We start from the raw sequence: 26121 nt of genomic DNA on the forward strand, positions 1-26121 counted from the left end.
CGTCTCTCCCTGGATAATGGCGTTATTGATCCCTAAATGAGAACAGATATCAACAACACCATTTGCACGGGAATTACAATGTGATCGCCTGCCGCCTTTGCTCGCCGCTCCCTTGGGCGCTGGGCTTTTCCCGCGCGCAAGCGGTGCGCTATCATGCCAGCCGACCCCATTTCCCCGACCCGAAAGGCTGACTCCATGAAAGGATGGCTCCCCCTCTTGCTGCTCTGCACCCTGCCCCTGGCCAAGGCGGCTGACGTGCCCGCCGGCACCCCACTCGCGGCCCAGCAGGAGGTAGTGCGCCACCTCAAGGACGAGCCAGCCACCCTGGATCCGCTCAAGCTGGTCGGGCTGCCCGAGATCCAGGTGGTGCGCGATCTGTTCGAGGGGCTCGTGACCCAAAATGCCGCCGGGGAGCCCGAGCCCGCCGTGGCGCTGCGCTGGCAGCAGGACGATCCGCTGCACTACACCTTCTTCCTGCGCCCCGAGGCGCGCTGGTCGACGGGGGAGCCGGTCACCGCCCAGGATTTCGTCTATGCTTGGCGCCGCTTGGTCGACCCCAAGGAAGCGGCCACCTTCGCCTGGTTTGCTAAGCTGGCGGCCTTCGCCAACGCCGACGCCATCCTGGCCGGGGAGCTGCCACCCGAGCAGCTCGGCGTCAGCGCCGTGAATGAACACACCCTGCGCCTCACCCTGGCGCGCCCGGTGCCCTATCTGCTCAACCTGCTCACCCACCCCAGCCTGTTTCCGCTGCACCGCGCCAGCATCACGCGCCATGGCAATCAGTGGACCCAGCCCGGCAAGCTGGTCGGCAACGGCGCCTTCGTGCTGAGCAATCGGGTGGTCAACGAGCGCATCGAGCTCAGCGCCAATCCTCATTATTGGGATCGGGCCCATACGGTGCTGACGAAGGTCAGCTTCGTGCCCATCAACCAAGAGAGCGCCGCCACCGCCCGCTACCTGGCCGGCGATCTGCACATCACCGAGTCGTTTCCCAAAGAGCAGTACGGCAAGCTGCTGCGCCAGCTGCCGGGTGAGGTGTTCACTCCGCCCCAGCTGGGCACCTACTACTACGCCTTCAACACCAAGCGGGCCCCGCTCAATGATGTTCGGGTGCGCCGTGCCCTCTCCTATGCCATCGATCGCCAGCTGATCGCCGACAAAGTGCTCGGCAGTGGCGAGCGCCCTGCCTATCGCTTTACCCCCGACGTGACCCGTGGCTTCGTGCCGGCCGGCAACCACCTGAGCGAGACGGCGCAGGCCAGCCTGGATGCCGAGGCCAAGGCGCTGCTCAAAGAGGCCGGTTACGGCCCGGAGCGACCGCTCACCCTGTCGCTGCTCTACAACACCGCCGAGGTTCACAAGAAGATGGCGCTGGCGGTGGCCAGCATGTGGAAGCAAAAACTCGGGGTGAAGGTTCAGCTCACCAATCAGGAGTGGAAGAGCTACCTCGACAGCCGCAGCAGCGGTGACTTCGAGGTGATCCGCTCCTCCTGGGTGGCGGACTATAACGACCCTTCCGCCTTCCTCGGCCTGTGGCAGAGCGGCCACAGTGGCAACATGACCGGCTTCTCCGATGCCGCCTACGACGCCCTGCTGGCCCGGGCCGAGCAGAGCCACGGCGCCGCCCGCTCGGCCCTGTTTAACCAGGCCGAGGAGCAGCTGAGCGAACAGATGCCGATCGCCCCCATCTACCAGTACACCAATGCGCGCCTCATCAAACCCTGGCTGCGCGGCTATCCCATCGACAATCCGGAAGATGTCGCCTACAGCCGCCAGCTCTATCTGGTCGCCCACTGATGAGGGGGGTCTCCATACTGGTCGCGCCCTGGCTGCTGTGGTCGGTGAACGCCCAGGCCGACGCGCCAAGTGAGCAGCAGTGCCAGCAACAGTTTGCCGCCTGGACGCTGGAGCGGCAGCAACAGTTCAGCAACCGGGCGCTCAACAAGATAGAGCGTCGCCGGGCCGAGCGGGCCATCGACCTTGCCCGAGAGCAACTCGAACAGGGCGAAGGATTCTGCGCGCTGGTCGCCCAGCTCGCCACGCTCGATGACAGCGATCCCCGCTTTAATGCTCGCAAGGGCGAGATCCACGACTTCAGCGACAGCGACGCCCCCTGAAAACAAACGGCGCGCCCGAAGGCGCGCCGCTCATGCTCACTCCACCGCCTCACGCGGCTGCCAGTGCTCCGGCACCTTGGCCATGGCATCGAGCAACACCTGAATGCCGGCCCCCGGCTTGGTGGCATTCTCGCTCAGGTGGCGGCGCCAGCCGCGCGCCCCCGGCAGATTCTGGAACAACCCCAGCATGTGACGGGTGACGTGGGAGAGGTAGTTCCCCTTGGCCAGCTCCTGCTCTATGTAGGGCAGCATGCGCCGGACTATCTCGTGACGGCTCAGTGGCGCGGCCTCTTCACCAAAGATGAGGCTATCGACCTGGCTCAGGATGTAGGGATTCTGGTAGGCCTCGCGCCCCACCATGACCCCATCCACCTCGGCAAGATGTGCCTGGGCCTGCTCTAGCGAGGTGATCCCCCCGTTGATGGCGATGGTGAGCGCCGGGTAGTCGCGCTTGAGGCGATAGACGCGCGGATAATCGAGCGGTGGCACCTCGCGGTTCTCTTTCGGACTCAGGCCGCTCAGCCATGCCTTACGGGCATGCACGATGAAGGTATCGCAACCGGCGTCACGCACCTGCTCGATGAAGGCTTGCAGGAATTCGTAGGAGTCGTGATCGTCGATGCCGATACGGGTCTTCACCGTCACCGGAATGCTCACCACATCGCGCATAGCCTTGACGCAGTCGGCCACCAGCGCCGGCTCGCCCATCAGGCAGGCCCCGAAGCGACCGTTCTGCACCCGATCCGAGGGGCAACCCACGTTGAGATTCACCTCATCGTAGCCGCGCTCTTGGGCCAACTTGGCGCAGCGGGCCAGATCGGTCGGGTTGCTGCCACCGAGTTGCAGCGCCAGCGGATGCTCTTCGTCGTTGTAGCCGAGGTAGTCCCCCTTGCCGTGGATGATGGCCCCCGTGGTCACCATCTCGGTATAGAGCAGGATGTTTTTGCTCATCAGGCGGTGAAAATAGCGGCAATGGCGATCAGTCCAATCCAGCATGGGGGCAATCGAGAATGTCTGGCGGTGGGCAGGCTGGCCAGAGATGGCCTCAGCGCCTGATTTCACGGGGTTTTCACTGATTTGTTTCTGCGTCATTTGCGGGTGTTTCCAGACATTTGTTGATTGAACCTGCCCCATACAGCCCCACCATCTCATGGAGCAGGAGTCCTCCACGAGGTATCGATGGCCGGCGACACAATAGAAAAACGTAAGGCCAGCAAAGGCGAGTTACGCTATCGCTGTACCATCAGGGAACATAAAGGCGAGGCGGTAGTATACCGAGAATCCCACACCTTGGGCAGGCAGTCCGATGCCAAGGGTTGGGGGATGCCGATGGTAGCGATGAGCGAGCGAGAGGGGTTGCCCAACCCGCCCTCACCATCCACGAACTCATCGCGCGCTACCGTGCCCATCCTGCCATCAGCCCAACCCTAGGCAGAACCAAGGCTGAGTGCCTCGACCTAAATGGCCGATTGCGACACCGCCAAGGTCAATGCAGGGGATCGCATCTCCCCCAGCGAGTGCTATCTAAGTTGCCGTGATGTGGGAAATAACGCCGAGCAATAGACTAAACAGCCTTAGCCATTTAGCCGTCCATCATTTTTAAATAAAATAGGCATTGCTTTTCATTAGACAACCACGTACCTTAGCCAGACCCTTCAGCCATGAAGGTAATTAGTAACAAGTTGCAGTCCCTCCCTGAACTCACGCATCCCAGTGAGTCCTTCTGAGCATCTCCCACCTGTTATTTTTAGCTGCATCAGCAGCGCTCCCCCTATTATTCAAGGTTTTTATATGTCTAAGATTACTGGCTCTGTTAAATGGTTTAATGCCGATAAAGGCTATGGCTTCATTACTCCCGATCAGGGAGGCAAAGATCTGTTTGTCCATTTCAGCGCACTTCAAGGCGACGGACACCGCAGCCTCTATGATGGCCAACGTGTAAGCTTCTCCATCGAGAACACCCAAAAGGGTGAGAACGCCGTCAGCGTCAGCGCCATTGATTAATGATAAATAGGGTAAGCATCACGTCTTACCCTCTTTCCACATTTTACTCCCCCCTCGTCCACCATTACCCTTCATATTATTTCCATATAGGTACAATGCATGCTTTTTAATATCGACCCCGAACTCTGTGTATCCAAACATACCACGCCCAATAGCGATAAGTGGATTTGCTATTCCACTGCCCCTAACACCGAGAACCATAAACGTACCACCTGGAAAAATGTCACCGGTCTTTTGAGCACCGAAGGCATGTATCAGTGGCTATTGAGCAATTACACCCTAAATAATGCTGCCTCCAATTTCTCCGATCTCTCCCTGCGGACTCATCACTAATACGCATTTCACCGCACAACATGACGTTCGTCTTCGATAACGCACTCATCACCCCACTGACCACCATATAACCCGTATAGCCATGCTTGCCTGCTGCATCAACATAGGCATCCATCAGGCTCGATGCATCCCTGATCCAGATCTCCCTCCCCTTGAACACGCCTTCTGACTTTCCAACCTCGCGGTAACCTAGCCATCCTGCACCGAGGCTCGCTTGTTCCGGATAGAGACAGTCCGGCAGAGCCGCCTCATTGGTAAAAAGAGGGCTCGGCGTCACCGCTGCCATCCCCGACGTCTTGCCCCCATCTCTGGCTTGCGGTAGTTGCGCTGCTCGGCCAAGATACCTCCCCACACTATGGGGAGGAGACGATGAACTATCCACGGGTGGGTGTCGGAGTGATACTCGAAAACGCCAGCGGGGAGATCCTGGTGGGCAAACGCAAAGGGAGTCATGCTCCCTACTGGTCAATCGCCGGCGGGCACCTGGAGCTTGGCGAAACCTTCGAGAGTGCGGCCATCCGCGAAGTGGAGGAAGAGACCGGCCTTTGCATCAACAGGCCGAGGGTCGTGGCCATCACCAACAACCTAGAGACGTGGCAAGAGAGTGGATTGCACTATGTTTCAGTCATTCTGCATGCGCGCGTCACTGGTGAGCCCCGCTTATGCGAACCGGAAAAGTGTGAGGGGTGGTACTGGGTCAGCCCACATGCTCTTCCTGAGCCCCATTTCGATGCCAGCCGTCAAGGCATTGCCGCCTGGCTCGCCGGAGCATGTTACCTCCCTTCATCATGAGAAGTATCCCTCTAACGGATATACCACCGAGTGACATCACTTATTTTATTTAATGACTGACCGGGATATTTCCTACAGCGCGACCTGGATCAACACTATGTTTTTTATGATGGTGAACATAACAGAAGGGAAATATCCTACAAACCCAATCACGACGTTACAATATGTAAATAAAATGTGCTCCTTTTCCCTCAAGATTATCGTGCAATGGACGATAAGACTTATGCATTACAACAAAAACGGAGCCCTACATCATGTTAACTATGCTGCTGCTCGGCGCCACGTTGCAGGCCATGCCTGCCACCCCGATTCCCGCGACAGCCACTGTACGTTTTGTTGGCAGAGTACCACTACCCAGCTGCAAACCGGATAGCTATACCGCCAAGCAGCTTGCCCAGGCCAAGACACTCCATTGCCCAGATCAGCAGACCATTGATATTCAGCGTCACCCCATTACCACCCCATCAGGCCAGCAGTTGACTGCGTTGGTGCTCACCTATGACAACGCCAAGTCATAAGTGGCGCCCCCTGTTGTTGCTGGGATACCTGAGTATGCCGGCCGTGGCGCTGGAGCCTATCGCAGGCTCGCACCCCGTGGCGGATGCAGAGGGCAACCTTTATCTGTGGCTGGGGAATGAAACCAGCAACACAGCCAGGATCGAGGCCTGGCTCAGCGCCAGCAGCGGTGAGATGGTGCCACTGAGGCTGCCAACGACCCAGCTACGCGGCAAAGAGCGTCTGCTCCTTACGATCCCCAAGGCGCAGCGTCAAGGCGCCGAGCGGCTGAACCTGTTATCACTACAGGCCAATCACGATAACCGCCTGCTGGTGCTTCCCCTGCCCGCTCTCACTCCCCCCACCAACCGCTAGGGTGGCCGTTAAAAAAAATCCCCGTCCAATGGACGGGGATTTTTTTACTTTTCCCTGACTTACTCTTCCCTGGCATAAATATCGATGCCATTGATCGCCGTGTTGGTGTGGTTGGAGTAGGCATTGAACGACATGATCTTCAAGGTTCTACCACTTCCTGCCGCTATTGATTCTTTTACTTCATAAAAATTTTTACAGTCTTTTGATTTACCAGAGACATAATATTCACCGTTCTTTTTTAAGATCTCGATCCTATTGATCACCGTGGATGGATTATTATTGGTAATATCCCACCACCAATGTAACTCACAAGAGCTCACCACAATCGATCTAATATTGTCGAGCAGCACATACCCTTTCTTATAAGAACTCCAGAAAGATTCTCCCCCACCGAGACGCTCAGCTTCAGACACGCCGATAGTCTCAATAAACGTCGGGGTTGGTGCATCTTCATTTATCCCATTATGACTACCTAGCGTCCCCCCCGTCATATAGATCTTGTCAGACGGTTTAAAATACTGCTTACGCAGCGGGACACTCGAATAGTTGTAGGTTTTAACCCCATTTATCAAAGAGAGTTCATGATAGATATCAAGATATTGCACTATCTCAAAACCATACAGCTCAGATGTTGTCTCCGTCAGGGTGATCCTGATGCTCCCTTCTCCAGCCTTAGCACCCGCTTTAAGCATAAAGCGACCATTGGCAGGCGAATCAGAGCTGGTGACATATGCCGCCAGATCGCCATTCACCACCACAGAGGCAACACTCCCTGTGTAGGCTTCGCTGGGGCGGCTGCTCTCCCAGTCACGCCAGCGATACTTGATATCGAAATAGAAGGAGCCATCGACCGGCTGCTCGCTAAGCCAGTTAATCTCGTAGATCAGATCTTCTGCCGTGCGGCCCGCTTCCTTGAGGCAGGTGACATAGTAGTGGCCATTCTCAACTTCAGTGGAAGACAACGTGTTTACCCCCCCCGTACTCCAATCGTACTGGGATACCCCTTCAGTACCGGAGAAGGGAGTCTTGGGCGCCGTCAGGTAGCCATAGCGCTGTGGCCACGAGCCATAATCTACCGACCCTCTGTTGATAAACAGAGTCGTAAACTCATCAATCGAGGGCAACCGCCCGCCACGGGCATGGCAGAGCCGTTCGGCCTGGGCATAGTTGAATCGGGCGACGCAATAGTCATTGCCATCCTTGCCCTCATAGGCACCGCCATCCTTGTCGCAATCCTGATAGAGAAACCCGCTCTCCTCGACCTGTTTCACCGTCAGTGGCGGCAGGAAGGTGAGTCCTCGCTCCCCCAGCGTCAGCGAAAGGGTATCGTAGTAGTTGCTGACCTTGACCCGGATCACGGCCGAAGAAAACCCGTAATGGTGATCGGTGACGGTATAGGCGATGTCATACTCCCCTGGCGCCGCTGCCGAGAAGCTCAGTTGGGTATGGCTGAGACCATCCTCAGCCGGCACGACCGAGACCTTGCCCTGATTGCTGTTGACGTTGACATCATGCAGATGCACCCCATCCAACCATTGCACAGGGTTCCCGCCCATCACATTGATCACCACAGTCTCACCCGGATAGATGGACGATTTTTTCTCACCTTGCTCGTCATGGGCATACTCGTTGCCCAGGAAGTTGCGTGCCCCCAGGCTCGAGAGCATAGATTCACCGGAAATGGCGATATTGACCGAGCCCAATTTAACCTTGGTTGCGCAGGCGTTAGTCTCGTCCGGTTCGCATCCTGCCTCGGGTTGCTGCACCGCCTGATAGAGAACCTGAGCGACTCCGATGACGCCTCCTTTGTAGTGGATTTTGCCATCCGCCACATGGGCAAGCCCCGATCCCAACACCACCAGCAAGTCATCGAGTTCATAACCATCGGGCAGTGCAGGGGCGATCTCAATACTCTCCCCCTTTGTCACAGAGACGGTGATCGGCGCTAGCTGGTAGCTCTCCATATCCGCCTCCCCTTTGAGCACCACGCGGGCCACCGCCGACTCGCGGGTACCGTCACGGGCCTGCACCGTGTATTGGTAGACGCAGCTTCCCGCCTGGCTCTCGTCGCTCAACAGGATCTCGAGCCCGGCAAAGGAGCTCGACCCGCAACCCGGCTGATCGGCCAGCCCCTGCAAGGCCACCAGGCGCAGCGCCGAGCCATCGCTGGCCTGCACCGCATCGGCCAGCGAGATGCTCACGGCCTGACCGGCCAGCGCCGCATGCTGGGCCTCGGTGGCATGGATGGCCACCTTGTGCGCGGGAGGTGTGTCATCCGAACCTCCATCACCGCCCCCCCCGCAGGAGGCCATGAACATGGCCGACACCAGGATCCAAGCCAGATGAATCTTCTGCATGTGTAACTCCTTAAACTTGCGCTGCGGGCGCCACCTCGGTTAGCTGGCGGCCGCCAAGACCATGCATGGCGGGTCTTACTCAAAGGGAAATAAAACAAGGTGCCCTGTAAGACGGCGCAGCACGCTGCACCGTCCTGTATCGGGATTAGGGTTCAAAGGTACGGGTGATGATCTCGACGCCATTCAGGTAGTCGTTGCCATCGTTACTGAAGCCGCGGATGCCGATCAGCTCTTTGCCTCTCAAATCAACCGATCTTTGGCTAACGCTCATGATACGGTGATCCTCCGAGCCATGGAGACAGAAATAGACATAGCCTTGACCGGAAGGGCGACTCCCCTCTTTCCAGCAGGTGTCAAAATCCTCATTCCCCACAGGATACGATTTTTGATGGCAGCCATCGGCGACCGGGATAGGAGCACGATCCATATAGTTAAAGGTCATGTTGTAGATAACCCGGTTGGGATCCCCACCCCACGGGCTATCAGTGCGTCCATAATCAGTAAATGTGCAGCTGTTGATCTCGATGGAAGAGAGCTTTGCAATATCGGTGATCACCCGCGATGCACCGCCACCAGATTTGGAGTCACCACCGATACGCTCCTCCCTAGAGACACCGAGTGAGTCGACGATGGAGCCGTGATAGAGCATGATCTGCTGGCTATCTTCAATCGAGAAATACTGCTGGCGGATTTCCTGGTTCCACTTGTCCTTGTTGGTGCCAAAGATGCGGCTCTTATCGATGCGATAGACACTGAGCGGCCGATACACCTGCATGCCATCGAGATCCCCCCCTTCGAAATAGAGGTACATGGTGCCATGACCCGGGGTGTTGCCCGCATTCAGGGTAAAACCGCCCGCCCCCTTATCAACACTGGCCGCGATGCCGCCCAGCGGCGTGGCAATGATGGTGCCGTCGTACACCTGCTTGGTGCTCGAGTCACCGGTGACCCAGTAAGTCACCTTGAAAGGAAACGTCTCACCGGTCTCCATGCTCTCTTTCCACTGGATCTCCAGCTCGTAATCGGGCTGAGGAGCCAACGGTTTGTCGACACAGGCCGAATAAAGCGACTCCTGCAATGCCTTTTCGGTACGCAGAGCGATTGCACCACTACGGAGATCTATGCTGCCGCCCGCCTGAACGCCGGGCTTGGTCACGTCGCTGAAAAAATACTCGTGTTGTACCGGCCACTTGCCACGCTTTTGCACCACATCGCTCTCGGTGCTGTTAATCAACGCCTGCATCTCGGCCAAGCTGGCCACTCGACCACCGCGCAGTGCACAGACCGAGGCTGAGGTGGGGTAATCGAGCAATGCCGCCTGATAGGTGATGCGGCCATACGACTCTGCGTCACTGGCCTTCCCCTTCACACCAGCCTGCTCGGCCTGCGCCCAAGTTAGGGGCGGCAAGAAGGTAAGAGGCGCATCGCTACCACTGTTCAAGGTGATAGGGCCGTAATAGTGACCCACCTTGACGGTAATCACCCCCTGGGCGTAGCCATAGTCGTCATTGAGGACAACATAGGTGATGTAGTGCAACCCAGGCCGAGCCGCATGGAAGGCGATCTTGTTGTCACTTTCCTTGACAGGGATGGCCTCATCGCTGCTGTAACTCTCCCCTGAGGCCTTATCGATCAGGCCATCGAAGCTATAGAAATAGAGGTTGCCTTGGGTCAGCGGCATCGAACAACGGCCGTCAGCCTCAGGTTGCACCGCACACAGGGCCTCATCGAGATTAATGACGATGGGCTGCCCCGGCAGACAGCTACTCTGGCTCTGTTCCTTCCCCCCGACCTTCACCTGGCAAGCGGTCTCACCCACCACAAAAGAGCGGGCATAAGGAGCTTGCGTAGCCGGGCTGGACACGGTGACATCAATCACGCCGATCCGCAGATCCTGCGTTTCCATCTCATCGACCGTCTCTTCTTTAACCATCTCATAGAAGAGGCGGGTGATACCGGGGTCGCCGTAACCGGAGACAGTGATGCAGTTCGGTCTGGCCGCCAGCGCTGCGTTAGCGCTCCCCAATGCCATCACACTATTGAGCGTATACCCCTCCGTTTCCGGCAGAAGCAAGAGGCGATCCGGAGCTGGCTCAGCCACATCGCCCTCCTGCGCCGCAATACAGATCAACGCGCTCGCATCGGGAGCCGCCATGAGCGCGACCCCTTGCGGCGGCAGGCTGGGACTGTCCAGCGTCAACTGCTCAGCCGGAACCACCCAGCTCAGCGCAGAGGCGCTCTCCCCGTCACCGCTGCGCGCCGTATAGCGATAAAGGCAGCTGGTTCCCGCCTGTAATCCTTCAACGGAGAAGCCGAGGTCATTGACACGGATATTGGCGCAGCTGGCGGCAGTGCTCAGCGGCTCGACCCGGCTCAGGGTCAGGGCCGCGCCGTCAGTAGCGTGCACCGCCGATGAGAGATCCAGGGTCAACGACGCCTCCAGCGTCCGATGCAGGGTATCGCTGGCCGAGACCACGGTTTTACGCGCCGGGGGGGTGTACTCCTCATCGCTGCCGCCATCACCGCCGCCGCCGCAAGCCACATTGAATAACGCCAGCATGGCGACCAGAGCTAATTTGTTATGGTGCATACGCTGCTCCTTGTTACTGCCTGTCAAAGTGCTGGCTCAAAAATTAAAACTACGTGATCCTGATATTCCCCTTCGGGAAGGGTATCGCTGGGACCATCAATCTTGATCTCTTGATAAGATGAGAGCAGAGAGAACTTTAATTCAGGCCACTTGCTACCACTGGCCGGCACCACCCGCACCCCCCCACTCTTTGTCTTTTTGCTAAATTTTTTCTTTAAGTCGCCATCTTGGACTAACAGGGCACCATCGTCAGCACAATCAGTGCCCTCTCCACAGATGAGCTTGATGGAGTAAGGAATGGAATAGGTAGGGCTATCAACATGGTGTAAGTGAAATTTATGTTTTTCGTCTTGGAAACGCATGATCATTCCACCATCAAATCCCTTGGCGATAACACGATGAATGGTCTTGCCACTAATCTCCCTCTTAGCCCTGTCAATTTTCATCGGCATCAAGGACTGCCCATACAAGATAACGGAGGTGACCTGGTTTTTCTTATAGGTCAGGCGAACCATCAAAGAGCGAGATATATTCTGGTAGGTATATACCCCGGTATCACTCAGATAGGCATAGCGGATCTGAAACGGCAACACCCCTTGATAAACACCTTCCGGTTTTCCTGAGAATTTCTCAAGCAGTTCTTTCTCCCACGAAATAATCGGACGCACAAACCGAAATGGCGTCTGACGAGACGATAATGTAAATTTTCCGGGATAAAAGCACGGCTTATACTTATCATTATTATCCAGCACCAACCGAACAATATCACCTGTGCGTTGATGGGAGCCGCATTCAGCCAGTCCCCCCACATCCTGATAACTCGCCACATTATCGGTTTGGTACTCCAGACCTACCACCTTGATCGGCACAATTACAGAGGTGTTACTGACGGTAGCATGAGTCAGCATAACCGCAGATGCTGAGTTATCTCCGAGTCCCGGTGTCCACTCGGTCGTCGCGACGGCGCCATGCACCGCACCCCAGGTGGAGATCAACGCTTGGTTACTGCCAATATTGGCGGCATTACTCCAGCGAACGCCGGTTCGCTCCCCCACCAGACCATTGGCTGTAAATGCCGCCGCAGGAAGGCTGGTCAGCATGAACAGACTGCACGCGAGAATAATGCCTCTAGTCATGACTTGAACTCCGGGGTTAACAACAGCTCGCGCTTATAGGAGCCATCGTGGTTGTAGATTTTGGCTTTCACCGTCTTGTCGGCATATTTTTCAGGCAGTTTGATGCTGCGCAGGCGGCCATTGATCACATGCTCCTGCATACGGCACTGCACCTTGTCGGTCTCGCTGCATTCATCGATAACCAGACTCAGCATGGTATTTCCCTGGTTAAAGACCTCCAGCATATTTTTATTTCTGGAGATACGATAAGCCATCTTCCCTTGCTTGGTTGGAATGACATAAACGACCGAGTAACCGTAATTAATTTGTACTGCCTGTTCATCTTTTTGCTCCCCTTTCTTCAGATAAGGGGAGGGGGCAAAGGTGACCGAAAACACCATGTCATGGTCACTCTCGCATTGGGTGCGATTACACATGGAACGCACCCCGACCTCTTTTTCGCGGCCCGGTTCAAGAATCAGCTTGGGGTGGGTGGTCATAATACGCCACTGACTCAAATTATCCTTGGTATACGCAGTTCTGATGAGTCCACCCTTGGCATCGGTTTTTATCTCATCAATGCTGGTCTTGATAAAACTGGGTTTATCCAGATCGTTGGTCAATGTAACGATGCCGTTACCATTTTTATCCGCCACAAGAAATATCGTGTCTACGGTCAGGCCATAAGCAAGACCACTAAACAATGCGGCTGCGGCAAACAATGAGTTTCTAACCATGTTGATCATCCCTTACTGCTTTACGATGGGCTGCGAAATCTTCTGCAAGACTTCCATTTCCTTGGCATACAGGCCAATATTTTGCAGCAGAGCCTCATCCTGTCTGGATAAAGTCGTACCCTCTTGAATCTCAAGATACAGGGCCAGATATCGACCAATGCTGCGTTGATGAACCACGCCAATACCCTTTATTTTATTAACCAGTTCATGGACTGAGGCTGAACCATCAAAAGTCCCCAGATAATAAAGCGAGGTGAGCGTTTTATTATCGGGATGAGCCACCTTCACGAAGGTTTTTGGCTTCGCTTGAGGCAGGCAATAGTTTTGGCCAAAGTTCAGTTGCTCCGCCTCTTCATAGTCACGAGGCACCAAGCAACGGGCTTGACCTGCAAACAAGGAGAAGTCGCTGCCCTCGATCAACGAGACGCGGAACACGCCGTCCACCACCTTGGCCACATCGATGCACCCAATCCCCTGGCACTCCAGTTCATCGACCGGTTGATCGAACAGATCGGAGAAGGCGCTGACAAAGGTAACCACAGGCCGCAGTGATGGCTTGAGTTGGATCACCGAGCCCGGATAGGCGAAGGCGTCCACCCCGTGATCCCCGGTGTTGAACATGGAGACACTCTCGCTATCGATGGCGACGCTGTACTCATCAAACGGGCGCAGGGCGATGATCTCCTTGGCGCCATACATGTAGCGCTTCCCCTCAAGCCGCTTGTTACGGCGAGTGGAGATAAAACCGAGCGGATTATCCTCACCGGGCTGGATCTGCTGATCCTGGATATCCGCATTCACGACCGCATAGCTGTCAGCCTTCTGACCGACCCACTCCACCCCGGATCCCGTCACCAGTTGTGAAGAAGAGAGCGATGCCGAGAGGCCGCGCGAGCCGTTGCTGTTGGCATGGGTATTCAACGAGCCCTGATAGGCTGGCTGATTGGTCGAAAGACCGGCATAGACTTCGCCTTCGGTGATCCGCTCGTAGGTGCGCACGCCACCTGCGTCGATGAAGCCGTTGGTGCTCTGATCCTCACTGGTGAAATCACGCATCACACTGGCCCGGATCTCCTTGCCCTGCTGATTGTGCCGTCCCCAGGAGTACCTGGCGCTCCACGCCCCACCCAGCGGGATCTGCCAGGTGAGGAAGATGCTGCGATCCCGGCTGTCCAGATCCTGGTCATAACTGACATCGAGCCGTGAGGCCCCCGGCAGTGGCATGCCGAGCCCGACCGAGAGCAGTTCGTAGTCGTAGTTGCCCCGCTCGAAACGCTCCTCATATTGGCCACGGGAGTAGTTGCCAAACAGGGTGATGCCATAGGGCAGGGAGTGATAAAGATTCACGTAGCGGCGCGTGTAATCCCGATAGCCCATCAGGTAACCAAGCAGGGTGTCATGCCTGTTGCTATCGCCATGCTTGATCTGCTCGTAGCCCAGCGAAAAACCCGGGCCGGAAAATGACGTATCCGAGGCCTTGCCACCATGTTGGTAGTAATCGATATGACCGGACAGCTCGCTGCTAAACGGCAGTTGCAGCGCCCCTCCCAGGGTCACCATGCTCTCGTCGCGGCTGGCCAATGCCCCGGCCGCCAGCAGCGCACCGCCACTGATCCGATAGCTGGCCAACGCACTGGCAAAGCCACTGTCGTTGTAACGGGAGTGAAGTGGCCGAAATTCCCCTTCATCTTCCCACTCCAACGTCAGCGATCCACGCGGCGCCTCAAACACCCCGGCGGAGAGCGCCAGATCCATCTCCCCCACGTCAGGGAAGTCATGGCGTTGGTTGTAGATGGTACGCAACTCGGAAGAGACCACCTGGCCACCGACCAGCAGCTCCAGTGTCACGTCGTAACGGCCGCTCGGCAGATCGGCATAGGTGATGTAACCCTGCCCTTCTGTCACGCTGAAGTTCTTGATGATGCGCCCATCCCGAACCACCCGCAGCTCACCGCGCGCCGGCGAGAAGAAATAGAGTCGCTCCGTACTACCGGCTTGTCCCAGCCGCAGTGCCCGCGATGTGGCGAGGTTGACTGAGCTCTGCTCGACATAACGGGTCGGGTTGAGCAAGTCCGTCGAGTTGAGCTTTACCCCCTGGTTGAAGCGCCCCATGTAGGCACGATAACGGTTCCAGGCCACGTCATAGGAGAGTTCATAGAGGGATTCGTTACCGTTATCGGTCACGGAGAAATCACCGGTCAGGTGACCATAGGGCAACCCCACGATGGCCGTGTCGTTCCAGGTCAGGCTACTGTTGCCGCCGTCGTAGTGGTTGGTATAGAGATCGGCGTGGTTGATGAGACCGTTGTGGCGATCATGGCCGGAGGCATACTCCACCTCGGTGCTGGGACGGTCCAGATAGGCGCCATTGATGAACAGGTGCAACAGGGCGCTGTCGTAGTCGTAATAAAAGGCGTACTCCTCGGGCAGCACGACGCACTCATCGACCCGCCCCTTGCACTGATCGGTGTTGCTGACCCCACTCCCCAGCTCGGCCAGGATTTTTTGCGCCAACGGCTCACTCACTTGGTTGCGCTGGAAATACTGTGCCAACACCGCCTTCGACTCCTCACTGTGAGCCGGCAGGCGTACGCTGTCATAGTTGACCTCAAGACGAACTGAGACCTTATCCTGACCATTGAGATCGCGCAGGGACACCACGCGATCCTTGTAATCGAACAGTTCGAGAAAATCGTCCGGAACATCGCTAGCCTGTGCGCTCAAGCAGGGAAGCGCACAGGCAAACAAGATCACTTTGTGATAACAGCGGGGTCTTTTCATATCGCAAGCTCTAATCTGACGGAGATGTAACCGGAGCACTTGGCATAGGCCCCAACTTTGGTCGGAAAATGCAATCTGACGGGATAATCCCCCGCCATATTTTTCTTTTCATCTACCCGGTTAAACTCCCCAAGAGAATGGGCAGTTTCTATTTCAAGTTGTGCACCAGAATCATTGATGTAGATCTCGGGATGCAGTTTATCGCTCTCGTCAGCCCCATCGATCCACCCGATATCATCACTGGATACGGAAACATCTTTCGAACAGCGTCCACTGTTTTTTGTCAGAAAAAGGTTAAGCGAATTATCTTTGTATTTGGCTTCAGGAATAGAGCTCTCAACCAGCAAACGGGTATGAGCATCCTGAAATGTTTGATTGCTTGAGTTGTAATTCAGCAGTAGTTGATCAGGGGAGAAACGAACAGAGGTAATAGCGCCATCGATATCATCAAGACGGATAATGGTCGCCAAGTGTAAGACTCTCGATACCGTATTAGCCCAAGCTGTTGCAGTCAACCCTCCTAATATGATTACCAGCAAACAACGCTGTAACATAATGACTCCAAAGTAAATATATGTAGGGGGAGAAAGCCCCCCCCCCCTGAACATACTTAATAATTAAATCACGGTCGCTACGACGGTGACCTGTGCCTGGACGGCAGTACCAGGGGTTACACCAACAACAGCAGCCTTGTTACGGATCTGCACATCGACAACAGGGCGAACCGTATAAGTAGAGATAGGGTCACGATTGACCATATCAGTACCGTCAAAGGAGACGACGACATTGCTTTCAATATCCTCATCGCTCAGGGTACCCACGCCACTATAGAGCACCTGAATGCCATCGACAGTCCAAGACGCATTAGTAACCAGGTCTCCAACGCCGTCTACAGCATCATAATCACGAGCCTCAAGGCGTACCGGGGTAGAGGTAAAACTACCGTCTTCCAGCACCAGCAGAGTACCATCCAGAATTTGGCCTCCATCACGACCGGTGATAGTAATCGCGGAGTCAGTGACGACCCCTGGTACAAAGCCGGTCCATACGGCACTGGCAGAAGCTTTGTCGTCGGCAGCCATTACGGTAGCGGCGGTGGCGGCCAGGGCCATGGCGAGCATAGTTTTCTTCAGCATATGAATCTCCTTATTTAATTGATAGCAGCCAATCTCTGTTGACTGTTTCTCGCTGCAGTTTTACTATGCCCGAGCCCGCCTCGGACGCGCTATAAGCAGTGAATGACTCTCCTGTGTGAATATTCCTATTGCGACCCAAGCCATATCAGAAATCACCTGATCGACTTCCTGCATAAATTAAACCATGAGCAATATCTCAAATACATAAAAAACATGACTGAAATTTCCCGCTTTAATACCAGGACATTTCAACCGCTCACGTCAGCGGCGCCTCATCAATTAATCATCCCGCATAGTGCCAATGTTATCGATCAGCGCATCGAGCCGACTAATGCTCGCCTGCGTCAAGGGGTCGGTCTCCTCCATCTCTTCACACAGCTCGGCTAACGCCGTCACCCCCAGCATCCGCGCCGCTCCCTTGATGCGGTGGATAGTGGATCTGACCACCGCCTTATCCCCTTGTTGGAAAGCCTCCCACAGCAAGGCCATATCTTCGGCATTGCTGCTGTGGTATTCACTCCAGATCTCCTGGCGCCAATCCGGTTCCGTCACCTCATCAGGCTCCGGCAGACACGCCTGTGGGCAATGAGCCGACATGGAAGCCATCAGTTGCTCAATCTTGATCGGCTTGAACAGACAATCATCCATGCCGGCCGCTTTGGCTCCCTGCACATCCGCCGCCACTCCGCTGGCCGTCAGCCCCATGATAACCAGGGAGCGACCGTTGGCCTGTTGTAATTCACGCAGACGTTGGGTCAGCTCGAAGCCATGCATGCCGGGCATCTGGCAATCGGTGATCACCAGCACATGCTGCTTGCGCTCATACAGATCCAGCGCCTCTGCCCCACCGTGAGCAATATCCACATCGATACCCAACTCCAGGAATTGGCGCTGCATCAGCATGGTGTTGACCTTGTGATCATCGACGATCAGGATCCGGCCGCTGATCCTCTGCAAAGTATCCGCTTCCCACTGCTCGTCACTCTTATCCAGCGCCTTGGCCTGGCAGGGGGCGACTACCCGTTCGAGGGGCAGATCGATGCGTACCGACATCGACCTCACTGTGCAAGGTGATCTCCCCCCCCATCAGCTCGCACAGCTTCTTGACAATGGTCAGGCCCAGGCCACTGCCCACCGTGCCTTCACTCTGATTGTCTTGCGCCTGGCAAAACGGCTCGAAGATGTGCGGCAGCTTCTCTGCTGGGATGCCGATACCGTCATCACTCACCTCAATGCTCACGACATCGTGAGTCAGGCTCACGCGAATGGTGACTGTGCCATAGCGGGTGAACTTGATGGCATTGCCCGCTAGGTTGTAGATGATCTGCTTGAGCCGAACCGGATCGACCCGAATGGCATATTCGTCATCCACTTGAGTGACATAGACCACCTGGTTATGGTGCTTGGCGGAGATCCCCTCCAGCAGCTTAACCAGCGGTCTGAGCAGGGCGTTGAGCGACACGACCTCCTCGTGCAGCTCAATCTTGGCGTTCTCGGCACCGGTCAGATCCAGCACGTTGTTAATCAGCTCCAACAGGCTGTCAGCCGCGGTCGAGGCCTGCACCAGAGCATCGAGCTCCACCTCTCCCTTACGCGCCTTGCCCATGGCAACGTCGATAAATCCAAGAATGATGTGCAGCGGCGTTCTTAGTTCATGGCTCACCATGGCCATGAAGCTGCTCTTGGTCTTGCTGGCAGCCTCGGCACGGCACTTCTCCGCATCCAACAACGCCAGCAGACGCTCCCGCTCCTTGAGCTTGTTTTCGAGATAGTAGGTGTTCAGCACATGCAGCAGCAGCAGACCGAGCGAGATGCACAGGAGCACCGCTAGCGTTGTACCATAGCGTTCCCATATGGTGAGCTGTGGTAGCGGATTGGTGCGCCACTGATAACCAATACGTGCCAGCTCGTTGGAAGGAATACTCAGGAGCGCCTGATTCAGGGTGTCACGCAGCGCCAGATTCTCTTCAGCCACACCAAATGCAATCTCAAGCGGCTGCTCGCTGACGCGCTTTAGCACGGTGTAACGTTCGGCATCCGGCCGATTGAACAGGTCAAACTTGACCTGAAACAGGGAGGTGACAGCCCCATCCACTTCGCCGGCGAAGAGGGCGGCTAACGCCTCACTGCTGTTTTTCTTGAGCACAAAATGGCGGTTCGGGAAGCGCGCTTTCACCTCTTTAGCCATGCCGTACTCTTCACTGACGGCAATCTTGTGGCCAACGAAACGCTGCTGCTCATCGATGCTGTTTCGCCCTGCGGTCAGGACAAAAATATCGTCGCGGTTGTAATCGAAGGTGGTAACCAACCCCTCTTTCACATGCCCACGCACCACCTTGGCGAGGACATCGGCCTCGCGCTTTAACACGGCGTCCTGTGCCTCCTCGTAAGAGGCATATTCCAGCACTTCCAGCCGCTGCCGGGAGTGTTTGGTCAGCTCACGCAACACATCGGCGGCAATACCGACAAACTTGCCCTCGTGACCGATAAAGGAGTAGGGCACCGCATTCACATTGACGGCGACGCGCAATACCTCATGGCGCCGAACCTGATCAAATAAGTGCGCGTCACGCGTCGAAATAATCTCGCTGAGCGCCCCCTGCCAGCGATTCAAGATGGGTCCCCGCCCATAATCTTTCAGGCTGTCGATCACCTTGTTGACGATCCCCTGCAACTCCGGCTTCTTGTCGGTGACATGAAAACCGAATTCACTGAAGAGGCTGTGGGCATTGCCGAGAAAGACAATCTCGCCAAAGCGCTCGCCGGCCAGGTAATGCACCGAATAGATATCGCTCAGCAGCAGCTCAGCCTCACCAAAATAGACCGCATCCATGGCGGAGAGCGGGGAGGCATAGGCCATGAACTGGAGATTGGGGTAGAGCTTATGCAGCTTGTCAAAGTCCACCACATTCTTTGACACCGCCACCTTCATGGGCTGTGAAAGATCGCGGTAACGCTCCACATTCTTCGACAAGGTCGAAAAGACCATTTTGCTGCGCAAAAAAGCGTGACTGCTTTTCGCCTGATGCGTCATTCCCTCTGCATGGATACTGCTGCCCATGTTGATGAGATCGAGCCGTCCCTGCTCCAGGGCCAGCCAGGCATCATGTTCATTTTCAAACGCCTGGACTCGGATTTTGAGCCCGGTCTCCTGCGCTATGATCCGCAGGACATCAGCCGAGATGCCCTCCAGGGTGCCACCCGATGAGATCACCTCGAAAGGTTCATAGGCTGGCAGGATCACCCCGACACTGAGCGCTCGTTCATGAGCAATCCATGCCCGCTCTTCGGCAGAGAACAGCACCTTGTCTTTCAACGGCAGTGCTCTTCCCACCAAAGAGAGCTCACCGGCCATGATAATGGCCGGCGACAGCAGCAGCAGGATGGAAAAAATAAATCTCATGACTGTTTCATGCTCTGTGCAATTTCGATCAGCTCAGCAATATTTGATACCCCCAGCTTGGTAAATATCCTGGTCTTATAGGTACTTATGGTTTTATTGCTGAGAAACAACTCATTGGCGATTTCAAGATTAGAGCGTCCTTTCACAAGACCATTAAAAACAGTCATTTCACGATCGCTCAACGTCTTGGTAACCCACTCATGTTCATCATCCATTGCTTGTGGGTCGACCTGGCCATTCGCCATGGTTGGGAAATATGAAAATCCTTTCATGATGTTACCGACAATAACCGGCAACCCTTCAATTTCCTCACTCTTCTCCATAAATCCATTGGCGCCAGCCATATAGCAACGCAATATATAAAAATCCGTCACCATGGCCGATAGCATCAGAATTTTGGTCTTCAGATTCTGCGCCCTGATCTTCTTGGTAATAGCCAGGCCATCCACCATCGGCAGATCGATATCAAGGATCACCAAATCGTAGTGTTTCTGCCTAATTTTGAGCAGTGCATCCTGGCCATTACTGGCTTGATCGATGTTCTTATACCCTTGCTTAGCAAGGATAATTCTTATCGCCATACGAACTGCAGGATGGTCATCAACCACAAGAATATTAGTTTCGCCTTCCATGTTTCTATTCATAATTACCCCCACCTATTTAAAACTATATATAAATGTGTCATACACACACCGGTGCGTATGCCAGAAAGCGGCTGCATATTCGTAAGAAACATCCTGCAATCAAATGTAATTCTGACGATGTATGCTTAACCCAAATTGAATAAAAACATATAAACATAATACTTTTAAAAACATACACTTAGATTGTCGCAAAAAAAGAATATCCGCATGAAATGGTTTTCAATGATTTACTTGAGTCCTGGCATAAAAATAAAATAATAAAAGAAAGCGTTTTCTCGCGTTCTAAATATCACAAAACAAATTCTCTAGCCTCAGTGGATGTAATAAACAAGAAAACATAAATAAGTAAAAACATGAAAATGTTGTACTGCGTTTGTCATGTGGTATCGCTATCATGGGCCGCATCGTCACCCGCACAGGAGCAAACATGCCCCTCATCTTCTTTCGCTTTCTCTGGCTGGGCTGCCTCGGTTTTGGTGGCCCGGCAGCGCACATCGGGCTGTTTCGCCAGACCTTCGTCGAGCGCCTTGGCTGGTTGAGCCAGGAGCAGTTTGCCCACCAGCTGGCCCTGTGCCAGTTTCTGCCCGGTCCCGCCTCAAGCCAGCTCGGTTTTGCCATCGGCCGACAGCGGGCTGGCCTGCCCGGAGCCCTGGCCGCCTTCATCGGCTTCACCCTCCCCTCTTTTATCTTGATGGTGAGCCTCGCCCTGCTGGGCGGTGCGCTGCTGGAGCAGGCCTGGTTTCCACTGCTGGTACATGGCCTCAAGCTGCTGGCCTTAGTGGTGGTCATGGATGCGGTGCTCGCCATGGGACGCCAGTTCTGCACCACCCTTTTGCATCAGGGCTGCATGGTGATGACCGCCGCCCTGCTCTGGCTGCTGCCCGGTCTTGTGACCCAGTTCGCTATGTTGCTGCTCTGTGCCCTCGTGGGAGGGTGGCGGGCCAGCGCCGAACCCGCCCCCCACACTCCGGGTGCACCGGCCTGGGGCTGGCTGGCCGCCTTCTTCTTACTGCTTCTGCTGCCGCCCCTGCTGGGCCAGCAGCTGTTTGCCGACTTCTATCTCACCGGCTCACTGGTCTTCGGCGGCGGCCACGTGGTGCTGCCCCTGCTACAGCAGACGGTGGGGAGCCAGTTGGGAGAAGCCCAGTTTCTCAGTGGCTATGCCTTGGCCCAACTGGTGCCGGGCCCCATGTTCACCCTGGCCAGCTACCTCGGCGCCCTGGCCAACCCCGCCCACCCCTGGCTTGGCGCCCTGCTCGCCACCCTCGGCGTCTTCCTGCCCGGCTTTTTGTTGCTGCTGGCACTGACGCCACTTTGGCACGGACTATTGTCCCGACCACGCTGGCGCGCTGCCAGCGCCGCACTGAACGCCTCGGTCGTCGGATTACTGCTGGCCGCCCTCTACCAGCCGGTCTTCACCAGCGCGGTGCGCGCAGCCCCAGATCTGGCTCTCGCCGCTCTGGGATGGTTTGCCCTGCGGGCGATGAAGGTGCCACTGCTGCCATTGGCCGCCGGGCTGGTCACGCTCTCCGCCCTGCTACACGGATAAACAAAGCCCGGCTCATGCCGGGCTTTGTTGAGCGCTCGAGTCGCTTACTCGCAGCCGGTTGTGCTCGCGCTATGGATAAAGCTCACCTCGCCAGCCGGCTCATAGTCAGCGGCGTGGAGGCGCTTTCTGGCCATCAGGTAATCTTTCAGCACGCCGGCATCAACCAGCCCGGCATTGAGGGTGCTGATGACCGGATAGCCGTCGCCCCCTGCGGCGCTAAAGCTTGGGATGGAGAAGCTGTAGCGGGCACCGGCATCAAAGGGCTTGCCACCGATGGCGTGGATGGTCACGCGCTTGGCCTGGCAGTCGACCTGCATCTCGATGCCGCCAAACTGCGGATAGCCTCCGTCCTTGCCCGTCGCCGCTCGCGTCGCGATCTTGGCCAGGTAGCGCTCCAGCTTGCTCCCTGGCATGGTCGCCTTGTTGACCGTATTGCCAAACGGGTGCACGGTCAGCACGTCGCGGTAGCGGATGTCGCCGGCCGCGATCGAGGCGCGCACCCCACCCGAGTTGACGATGCCAAAATCGGCCCCGAGTTTCTCGGCGCTGGCGGTGGTGATGAGGCGCCCTAGGTTGGTCTGGCGGCTGCGCACGTCGCTACGCTCCCCCACCAGCACCCCGTCGCTGGCCGCGATCACCACTCCCAGCTCCTCCTCCCCCTTGGCCTGATAGGCTTCGAGGGTGCTATAGAGCGCCGGGTCCTTGACGATCTCCTCTTGCACGAACTGGGCCTTGCCCTCCCCATCCTTGATGACCGCGTTCGTGGCGTCCCGCTTGACCAAGTTGACCGGGATCAGCTCATAGCGGGTGAGGGTGAGCTTGCCGTTTTGATAATTAAACTGGGCGCGCCCCACGAACTTGCCCCACTCGTGGGCCTGCATAATCCAGGTGCCGTTCTGCTGATCCGGCAGGCAGTCGTCACCCGGCTGGAAGTCGGCATACCGGTTCGCCAGAGTGGGCTCCATGCACACCGGGTTCTGGGAGTGGCCACCTATGATGGCGTCCAGATAATCGGCCGGCAGGGCGCGGGCCATCTCCACGTCGCCCGGCGCATTGCTGCCATGCTGGCCGTCGGCATAGTGGCCCATGTGGGTGATGGCCAGCACCAGATCGGCCTGCTTACCGGCGCGGATCTGCCGGATCTGGGCCGCCGCCTCGGAGGTGGGGTCGCGAAACACCAGGGTCTTGACGTTGTCCGGGTCGACCAGCTGGGCGGTGTCTTCCGTGGTCAACCCGACCACGGCAACCCTGAGGCCATCTTGCAGGGTGAAGATCTTGTAGGGATCGAAGTAGTGCTTGCCGCTGGCCTTGTCGTAGATGTTGGCCGACAACATGGGGAACTGGGCCCATTTGCGCTGTTTTTCCAGCACCGCGAGCGGGTTGTCGAACTCGTGGTTGCCCACCGCCATGGCGTCGTAGCGGATGCTGTTCATCGCCACGAAATCGGGCTCGGCATCTTGCAGGTCGGACTCGGGCACCCCGGTGTTGACGTCACCGCCCGAGAGCAGCAGCACGCTGCTGCCAGCGGCCCTGGCCTCGGCCCGCAGCCGCTCCACCAGCGTCTTTTGCGCCGCCATGCCATATTCGCCGTCACTGTTGTGCCAAAAGCGCCCATGGGTATCGTTGGTATGCAGCACGGTGAGCTTGCACACCTGCTCACGGCACGCTGTGGCGCTCTCGTTTCTCGATGCATGACAGCCGCTAAGTAGCATCAATAGCGCCAGGGCCAGCGCCCCTTTCCGTCGTTGTTTCATCTTCCTCTGCACCTTTTGTTATTGTCCGAGCCGTCCAGACTCAGCTGACCCACTATAACAGCCCCCGGTCGCCATCTGATGCCAGCACGCCCTTGAACGGGATAGTTGTGATCTGGCTCACGCATCACAACTAATTGTTTTATATGACAATAAGCTAAAAGAGCAGCATATCTGGCCTTTTGCTGCGGATTTTCGCACAATTTCCTCCCCATCGATGGAGCCCGATATGGCCAACTACCAAAAACCTTCCCCCGAGAGCCAGCAGGAGGCGCAGCGCCTCGCCCGCGCCAACCAGAAGCCGGGCCAGACCAAGGAGCAGACCCAACTGATCGCCCAGGGGATTCAGAAGGGAATAGAAGAGTTCAAAAAGCAGCAGAAGGCCAAGGCGCGCGAGCTCTCCCGCCACAAGAAACAGCAGGCCAGAGCCAAGGCCAGCAGTGCCCAGAACGGCCCCCATGAAGAGGCGCCAACGGGCGAGCTATTGATCGAAACGCGCCAGCATCCGCTCCCCTGGCTGCTGCTGGCCGCCAGCTGGGGCGCCTTCCTGCTGTGGTACTGGCTCGGTTAGGCATCTGCCCCTGATGCCGGCGCTTCCCTGCGCTGACCCAGGCAGAAGCCCCACCATCCCTTTGGAGATCGCACATGTCCACCCCCTCCCTCTTCCTGCTGGCCCCGCTCGGCCTGTTTCTGGTCGCCATGTTGCTGTGGCGGATCGCGCCGCTGCGGGCCATGGCCGCCGGCGGTGCCCGCTGGTGCGTGCTGCCGGCCTTCACCCTGTTTATTCTGCTTATCGTGGCCAACAACACCCTCGATCCGCTGTTGCGCAACCCGGCGCTGCACTGGCTGATGCCGGGGCTGGGCTTTGCCCTCTGTCTGTTCCCCGCCCTGCCCAAGGCGCTGGTGCCGCGTCTGGCCATCAAGGAGGGGGGCTTTGCCGCCCTCGGCCTGATGTTGATGAGCCTCGCGCTGGTGATGTGAGCCGCTTGCCAACGGGAGCGATGACAAGGCATCTTGGAGTGAGGCACCTCGCCCACTCCGGAGCCTTCAATGAACGGCACATCCGACTTCATGGCCTGCTGGGACTATGACCAGCCCGCCGCCAGCGCCGAGCGTTTCCTAGCCCTGTTGCCTCATCTGGAGGCCAGCGGCGATCGGCAGGCGCTGCTCGAACTCAAGACCCAGCTCGCGCGCACCCACACACTGCGCCACCAGTTCAGTCAGGCTCACGCCCTGCTCGATGAGGTGGAGCAACAGCTCACCGAGGCCACCCCACGCGCCCGCCTGCGCTATCTGCTCGAGCGGGGCCGCAACTTCAACTCCGCCGGTCGCCGCGCCGAGGCGCAGCCCTGCTTCGAGCAGGCGTGGCAAGAGGGGCTGCGCCAACACGAAGAGCCGCTTGCCATCGATGCGGCCCACATGCTGGCTATCACCCTCCCCAGCGCCGATGCGCTGCGCTGGCACCAGCGTGCCATCGCCTTGGCCGAGCGTAGTCAGCGTGAAGAGGCCCAGCGCTGGCTACCCAGCCTGTGGAGCCACCTGGCCTGGAGCCTGTTTGACTTGGGGCGCCTCGACGAGGCGCTGGCTCTGCAACGCAAGAGCCTCGACTGGTACGAGGCGCACGGTCGGCAGCGACAGGCCTTTCGCGCGCGCTGGAGCGTGGGACGCATCCTGCGTGAGCAAGGCGCCATCGAGCCGGCATGGGCCATGCAGCTGGCCCTCAAGGAGGCGATGGAGCAGGCCGGCGAGGCGGCCGATGGTTATCTGTTTGAGGAGCTAGGCGAGCTGGCACGGCTGCGCCAAGATCCGGAGCAGGGAGCCGAGGAGTTTTTTGCCAGGGCCTGGTTTTTACTCTCGCGCAGCGAGGCGCTGGCCAGTGACGAGCCAGAGCGGCTGGCTCGCCTCAAACACCTCGCCAAGTTGTGAGGGGCTGACGGGGGGC

22 protein-coding genes are annotated in these 26121 nt (G+C 57.0%); 10 read left to right on the plus strand and 12 right to left on the minus strand.

Annotated elements, in window-relative coordinates:
• Positions 1-195: 195 nt before the first annotated feature.
• Positions 196-1797, plus strand: coding sequence for a peptide ABC transporter substrate-binding protein (locus tag BN1134_RS07995; protein ID WP_042046446.1), 1602 nt, complete (start codon positions 196-198; stop codon positions 1795-1797).
• Positions 1797-2117 (plus strand): hypothetical protein, encoded by a 321-nt coding sequence (locus BN1134_RS08000; RefSeq protein WP_042046447.1) that lies wholly within the window; start codon positions 1797-1799, stop codon positions 2115-2117. The genes BN1134_RS07995 and BN1134_RS08000 overlap by 1 nt, the downstream gene beginning before the upstream one ends.
• Positions 2118-2153: 36 nt before the next feature.
• Here BN1134_RS08000 and dusA read toward each other — a convergent pair whose 3' ends face one another.
• Complete coding sequence (dusA, locus tag BN1134_RS08005; RefSeq protein WP_084214753.1) at positions 2154-3209, minus strand: tRNA dihydrouridine(20/20a) synthase DusA; 1056 nt, start codon at positions 3207-3209, stop codon at positions 2154-2156.
• Between the two features lie 699 nt (positions 3210-3908).
• Between dusA and BN1134_RS08010 the strand changes: the two genes are divergently transcribed.
• The 4 genes from BN1134_RS08010 (at position 3909) to BN1134_RS08025 (ending at position 6116) form a co-directional block, all read left to right on the plus strand.
• Positions 3909-4121: a cold-shock protein gene (locus BN1134_RS08010; RefSeq protein ID WP_042046449.1), complete on the plus strand. Its 213-nt coding sequence runs from the start codon at positions 3909-3911 to the stop codon at positions 4119-4121.
• A 702-nt stretch (positions 4122-4823) separates the two neighbouring features.
• Positions 4824-5246 (plus strand): nucleotide triphosphate diphosphatase NUDT15, encoded by a 423-nt coding sequence (locus BN1134_RS08015; protein ID WP_042046450.1) that lies wholly within the window; start codon positions 4824-4826, stop codon positions 5244-5246.
• Between the two features lie 254 nt (positions 5247-5500).
• Positions 5501-5764 (plus strand): hypothetical protein, encoded by a 264-nt coding sequence (locus BN1134_RS08020; RefSeq protein ID WP_042046451.1) that lies wholly within the window; start codon positions 5501-5503, stop codon positions 5762-5764.
• Positions 5745-6116 (plus strand): hypothetical protein, encoded by a 372-nt coding sequence (locus tag BN1134_RS08025; RefSeq protein ID WP_156991706.1) that lies wholly within the window; start codon positions 5745-5747, stop codon positions 6114-6116. The genes BN1134_RS08020 and BN1134_RS08025 overlap by 20 nt, the downstream gene beginning before the upstream one ends.
• Before the next feature lie 59 nt (positions 6117-6175).
• Here the strand turns inward: BN1134_RS08025 and BN1134_RS08030 are convergent, their stop codons facing one another.
• The 10 genes from BN1134_RS08030 to BN1134_RS08075 form a co-directional block, all read right to left on the minus strand.
• Positions 6176-8473, minus strand: a complete 2298-nt coding sequence (locus BN1134_RS08030; protein ID WP_042046454.1) for a hypothetical protein — start codon at positions 8471-8473, stop codon at positions 6176-6178.
• A gap of 145 nt (positions 8474-8618) precedes the next feature.
• Complete coding sequence (locus tag BN1134_RS08035; protein WP_042046456.1) at positions 8619-11063, minus strand: hypothetical protein; 2445 nt, start codon at positions 11061-11063, stop codon at positions 8619-8621.
• 23 nt (positions 11064-11086) lie between these two features.
• Complete coding sequence (locus tag BN1134_RS08040; protein WP_042046457.1) at positions 11087-12199, minus strand: hypothetical protein; 1113 nt, start codon at positions 12197-12199, stop codon at positions 11087-11089.
• Complete coding sequence (locus BN1134_RS08045; RefSeq protein ID WP_156991707.1) at positions 12196-12924, minus strand: fimbrial biogenesis chaperone; 729 nt, start codon at positions 12922-12924, stop codon at positions 12196-12198. The genes BN1134_RS08040 and BN1134_RS08045 overlap by 4 nt, the downstream gene beginning before the upstream one ends.
• Before the next feature lie 3 nt (positions 12925-12927).
• Positions 12928-15696 (minus strand): TcfC E-set like domain-containing protein, encoded by a 2769-nt coding sequence (locus BN1134_RS08050; protein WP_042046459.1) that lies wholly within the window; start codon positions 15694-15696, stop codon positions 12928-12930.
• Positions 15693-16166, minus strand: coding sequence for a hypothetical protein (locus tag BN1134_RS19645; RefSeq protein WP_156991708.1), 474 nt, complete (start codon positions 16164-16166; stop codon positions 15693-15695). The genes BN1134_RS08050 and BN1134_RS19645 overlap by 4 nt, the downstream gene beginning before the upstream one ends.
• Positions 16167-16313: 147 nt before the next feature.
• On the minus strand, positions 16314-16832 hold the full coding sequence (locus tag BN1134_RS18865) for a hypothetical protein (protein WP_052449445.1): 519 nt from the start codon (positions 16830-16832) through the stop codon (positions 16314-16316).
• A 279-nt stretch (positions 16833-17111) separates the two neighbouring features.
• On the minus strand, positions 17112-17885 hold the full coding sequence (locus BN1134_RS08065; protein WP_042046461.1) for a response regulator: 774 nt from the start codon (positions 17883-17885) through the stop codon (positions 17112-17114).
• Complete coding sequence (locus tag BN1134_RS08070; protein WP_042046463.1) at positions 17818-20235, minus strand: ATP-binding protein; 2418 nt, start codon at positions 20233-20235, stop codon at positions 17818-17820. The genes BN1134_RS08065 and BN1134_RS08070 overlap by 68 nt, the downstream gene beginning before the upstream one ends.
• Positions 20232-20867: a response regulator transcription factor gene (locus BN1134_RS08075; RefSeq protein WP_042046465.1), complete on the minus strand. Its 636-nt coding sequence runs from the start codon at positions 20865-20867 to the stop codon at positions 20232-20234. Before BN1134_RS08075 ends, BN1134_RS08070 begins: the two co-directional genes overlap by 4 nt.
• Positions 20868-21306: 439 nt before the next feature.
• Between BN1134_RS08075 and chrA the strand changes: the two genes are divergently transcribed.
• The gene (gene chrA / locus BN1134_RS08080; protein WP_042046467.1) at positions 21307-22428 is read left to right on the plus strand and encodes a chromate efflux transporter; all 1122 of its coding nucleotides are present in this window, start codon (positions 21307-21309) and stop codon (positions 22426-22428) included.
• Between the two features lie 44 nt (positions 22429-22472).
• Here the strand turns inward: chrA and ushA are convergent, their stop codons facing one another.
• Positions 22473-24182: a bifunctional UDP-sugar hydrolase/5'-nucleotidase UshA gene (gene ushA / locus BN1134_RS08085; RefSeq protein WP_042046468.1), complete on the minus strand. Its 1710-nt coding sequence runs from the start codon at positions 24180-24182 to the stop codon at positions 22473-22475.
• A 226-nt stretch (positions 24183-24408) separates the two neighbouring features.
• Between ushA and BN1134_RS08090 the strand changes: the two genes are divergently transcribed.
• The 3 genes from BN1134_RS08090 (at position 24409) to BN1134_RS08100 (ending at position 26105) form a co-directional block, all read left to right on the plus strand.
• Positions 24409-24750 carry a DUF2956 domain-containing protein gene (locus BN1134_RS08090; RefSeq protein WP_042046469.1) on the plus strand — a complete coding sequence of 114 codons (342 nt, stop codon included), beginning with the start codon at positions 24409-24411 and terminating at the stop codon, positions 24748-24750.
• Positions 24751-24824: 74 nt separating this feature from the next.
• Entirely contained in the window at positions 24825-25160 is a 336-nt protein-coding gene (locus BN1134_RS08095) for a hypothetical protein (protein ID WP_042046470.1), read from the plus strand.
• 69 nt (positions 25161-25229) lie between these two features.
• Positions 25230-26105 carry a tetratricopeptide repeat protein gene (locus BN1134_RS08100; protein WP_042046471.1) on the plus strand — a complete coding sequence of 292 codons (876 nt, stop codon included), beginning with the start codon at positions 25230-25232 and terminating at the stop codon, positions 26103-26105.
• Positions 26106-26121 lie beyond the last annotated feature (16 nt).

The sequence above is a fragment of the Aeromonas simiae genome, assembly GCF_000820125.1.
Taxonomy (GTDB): Bacteria; Pseudomonadota; Gammaproteobacteria; order Enterobacterales; family Aeromonadaceae; genus Aeromonas; species Aeromonas simiae.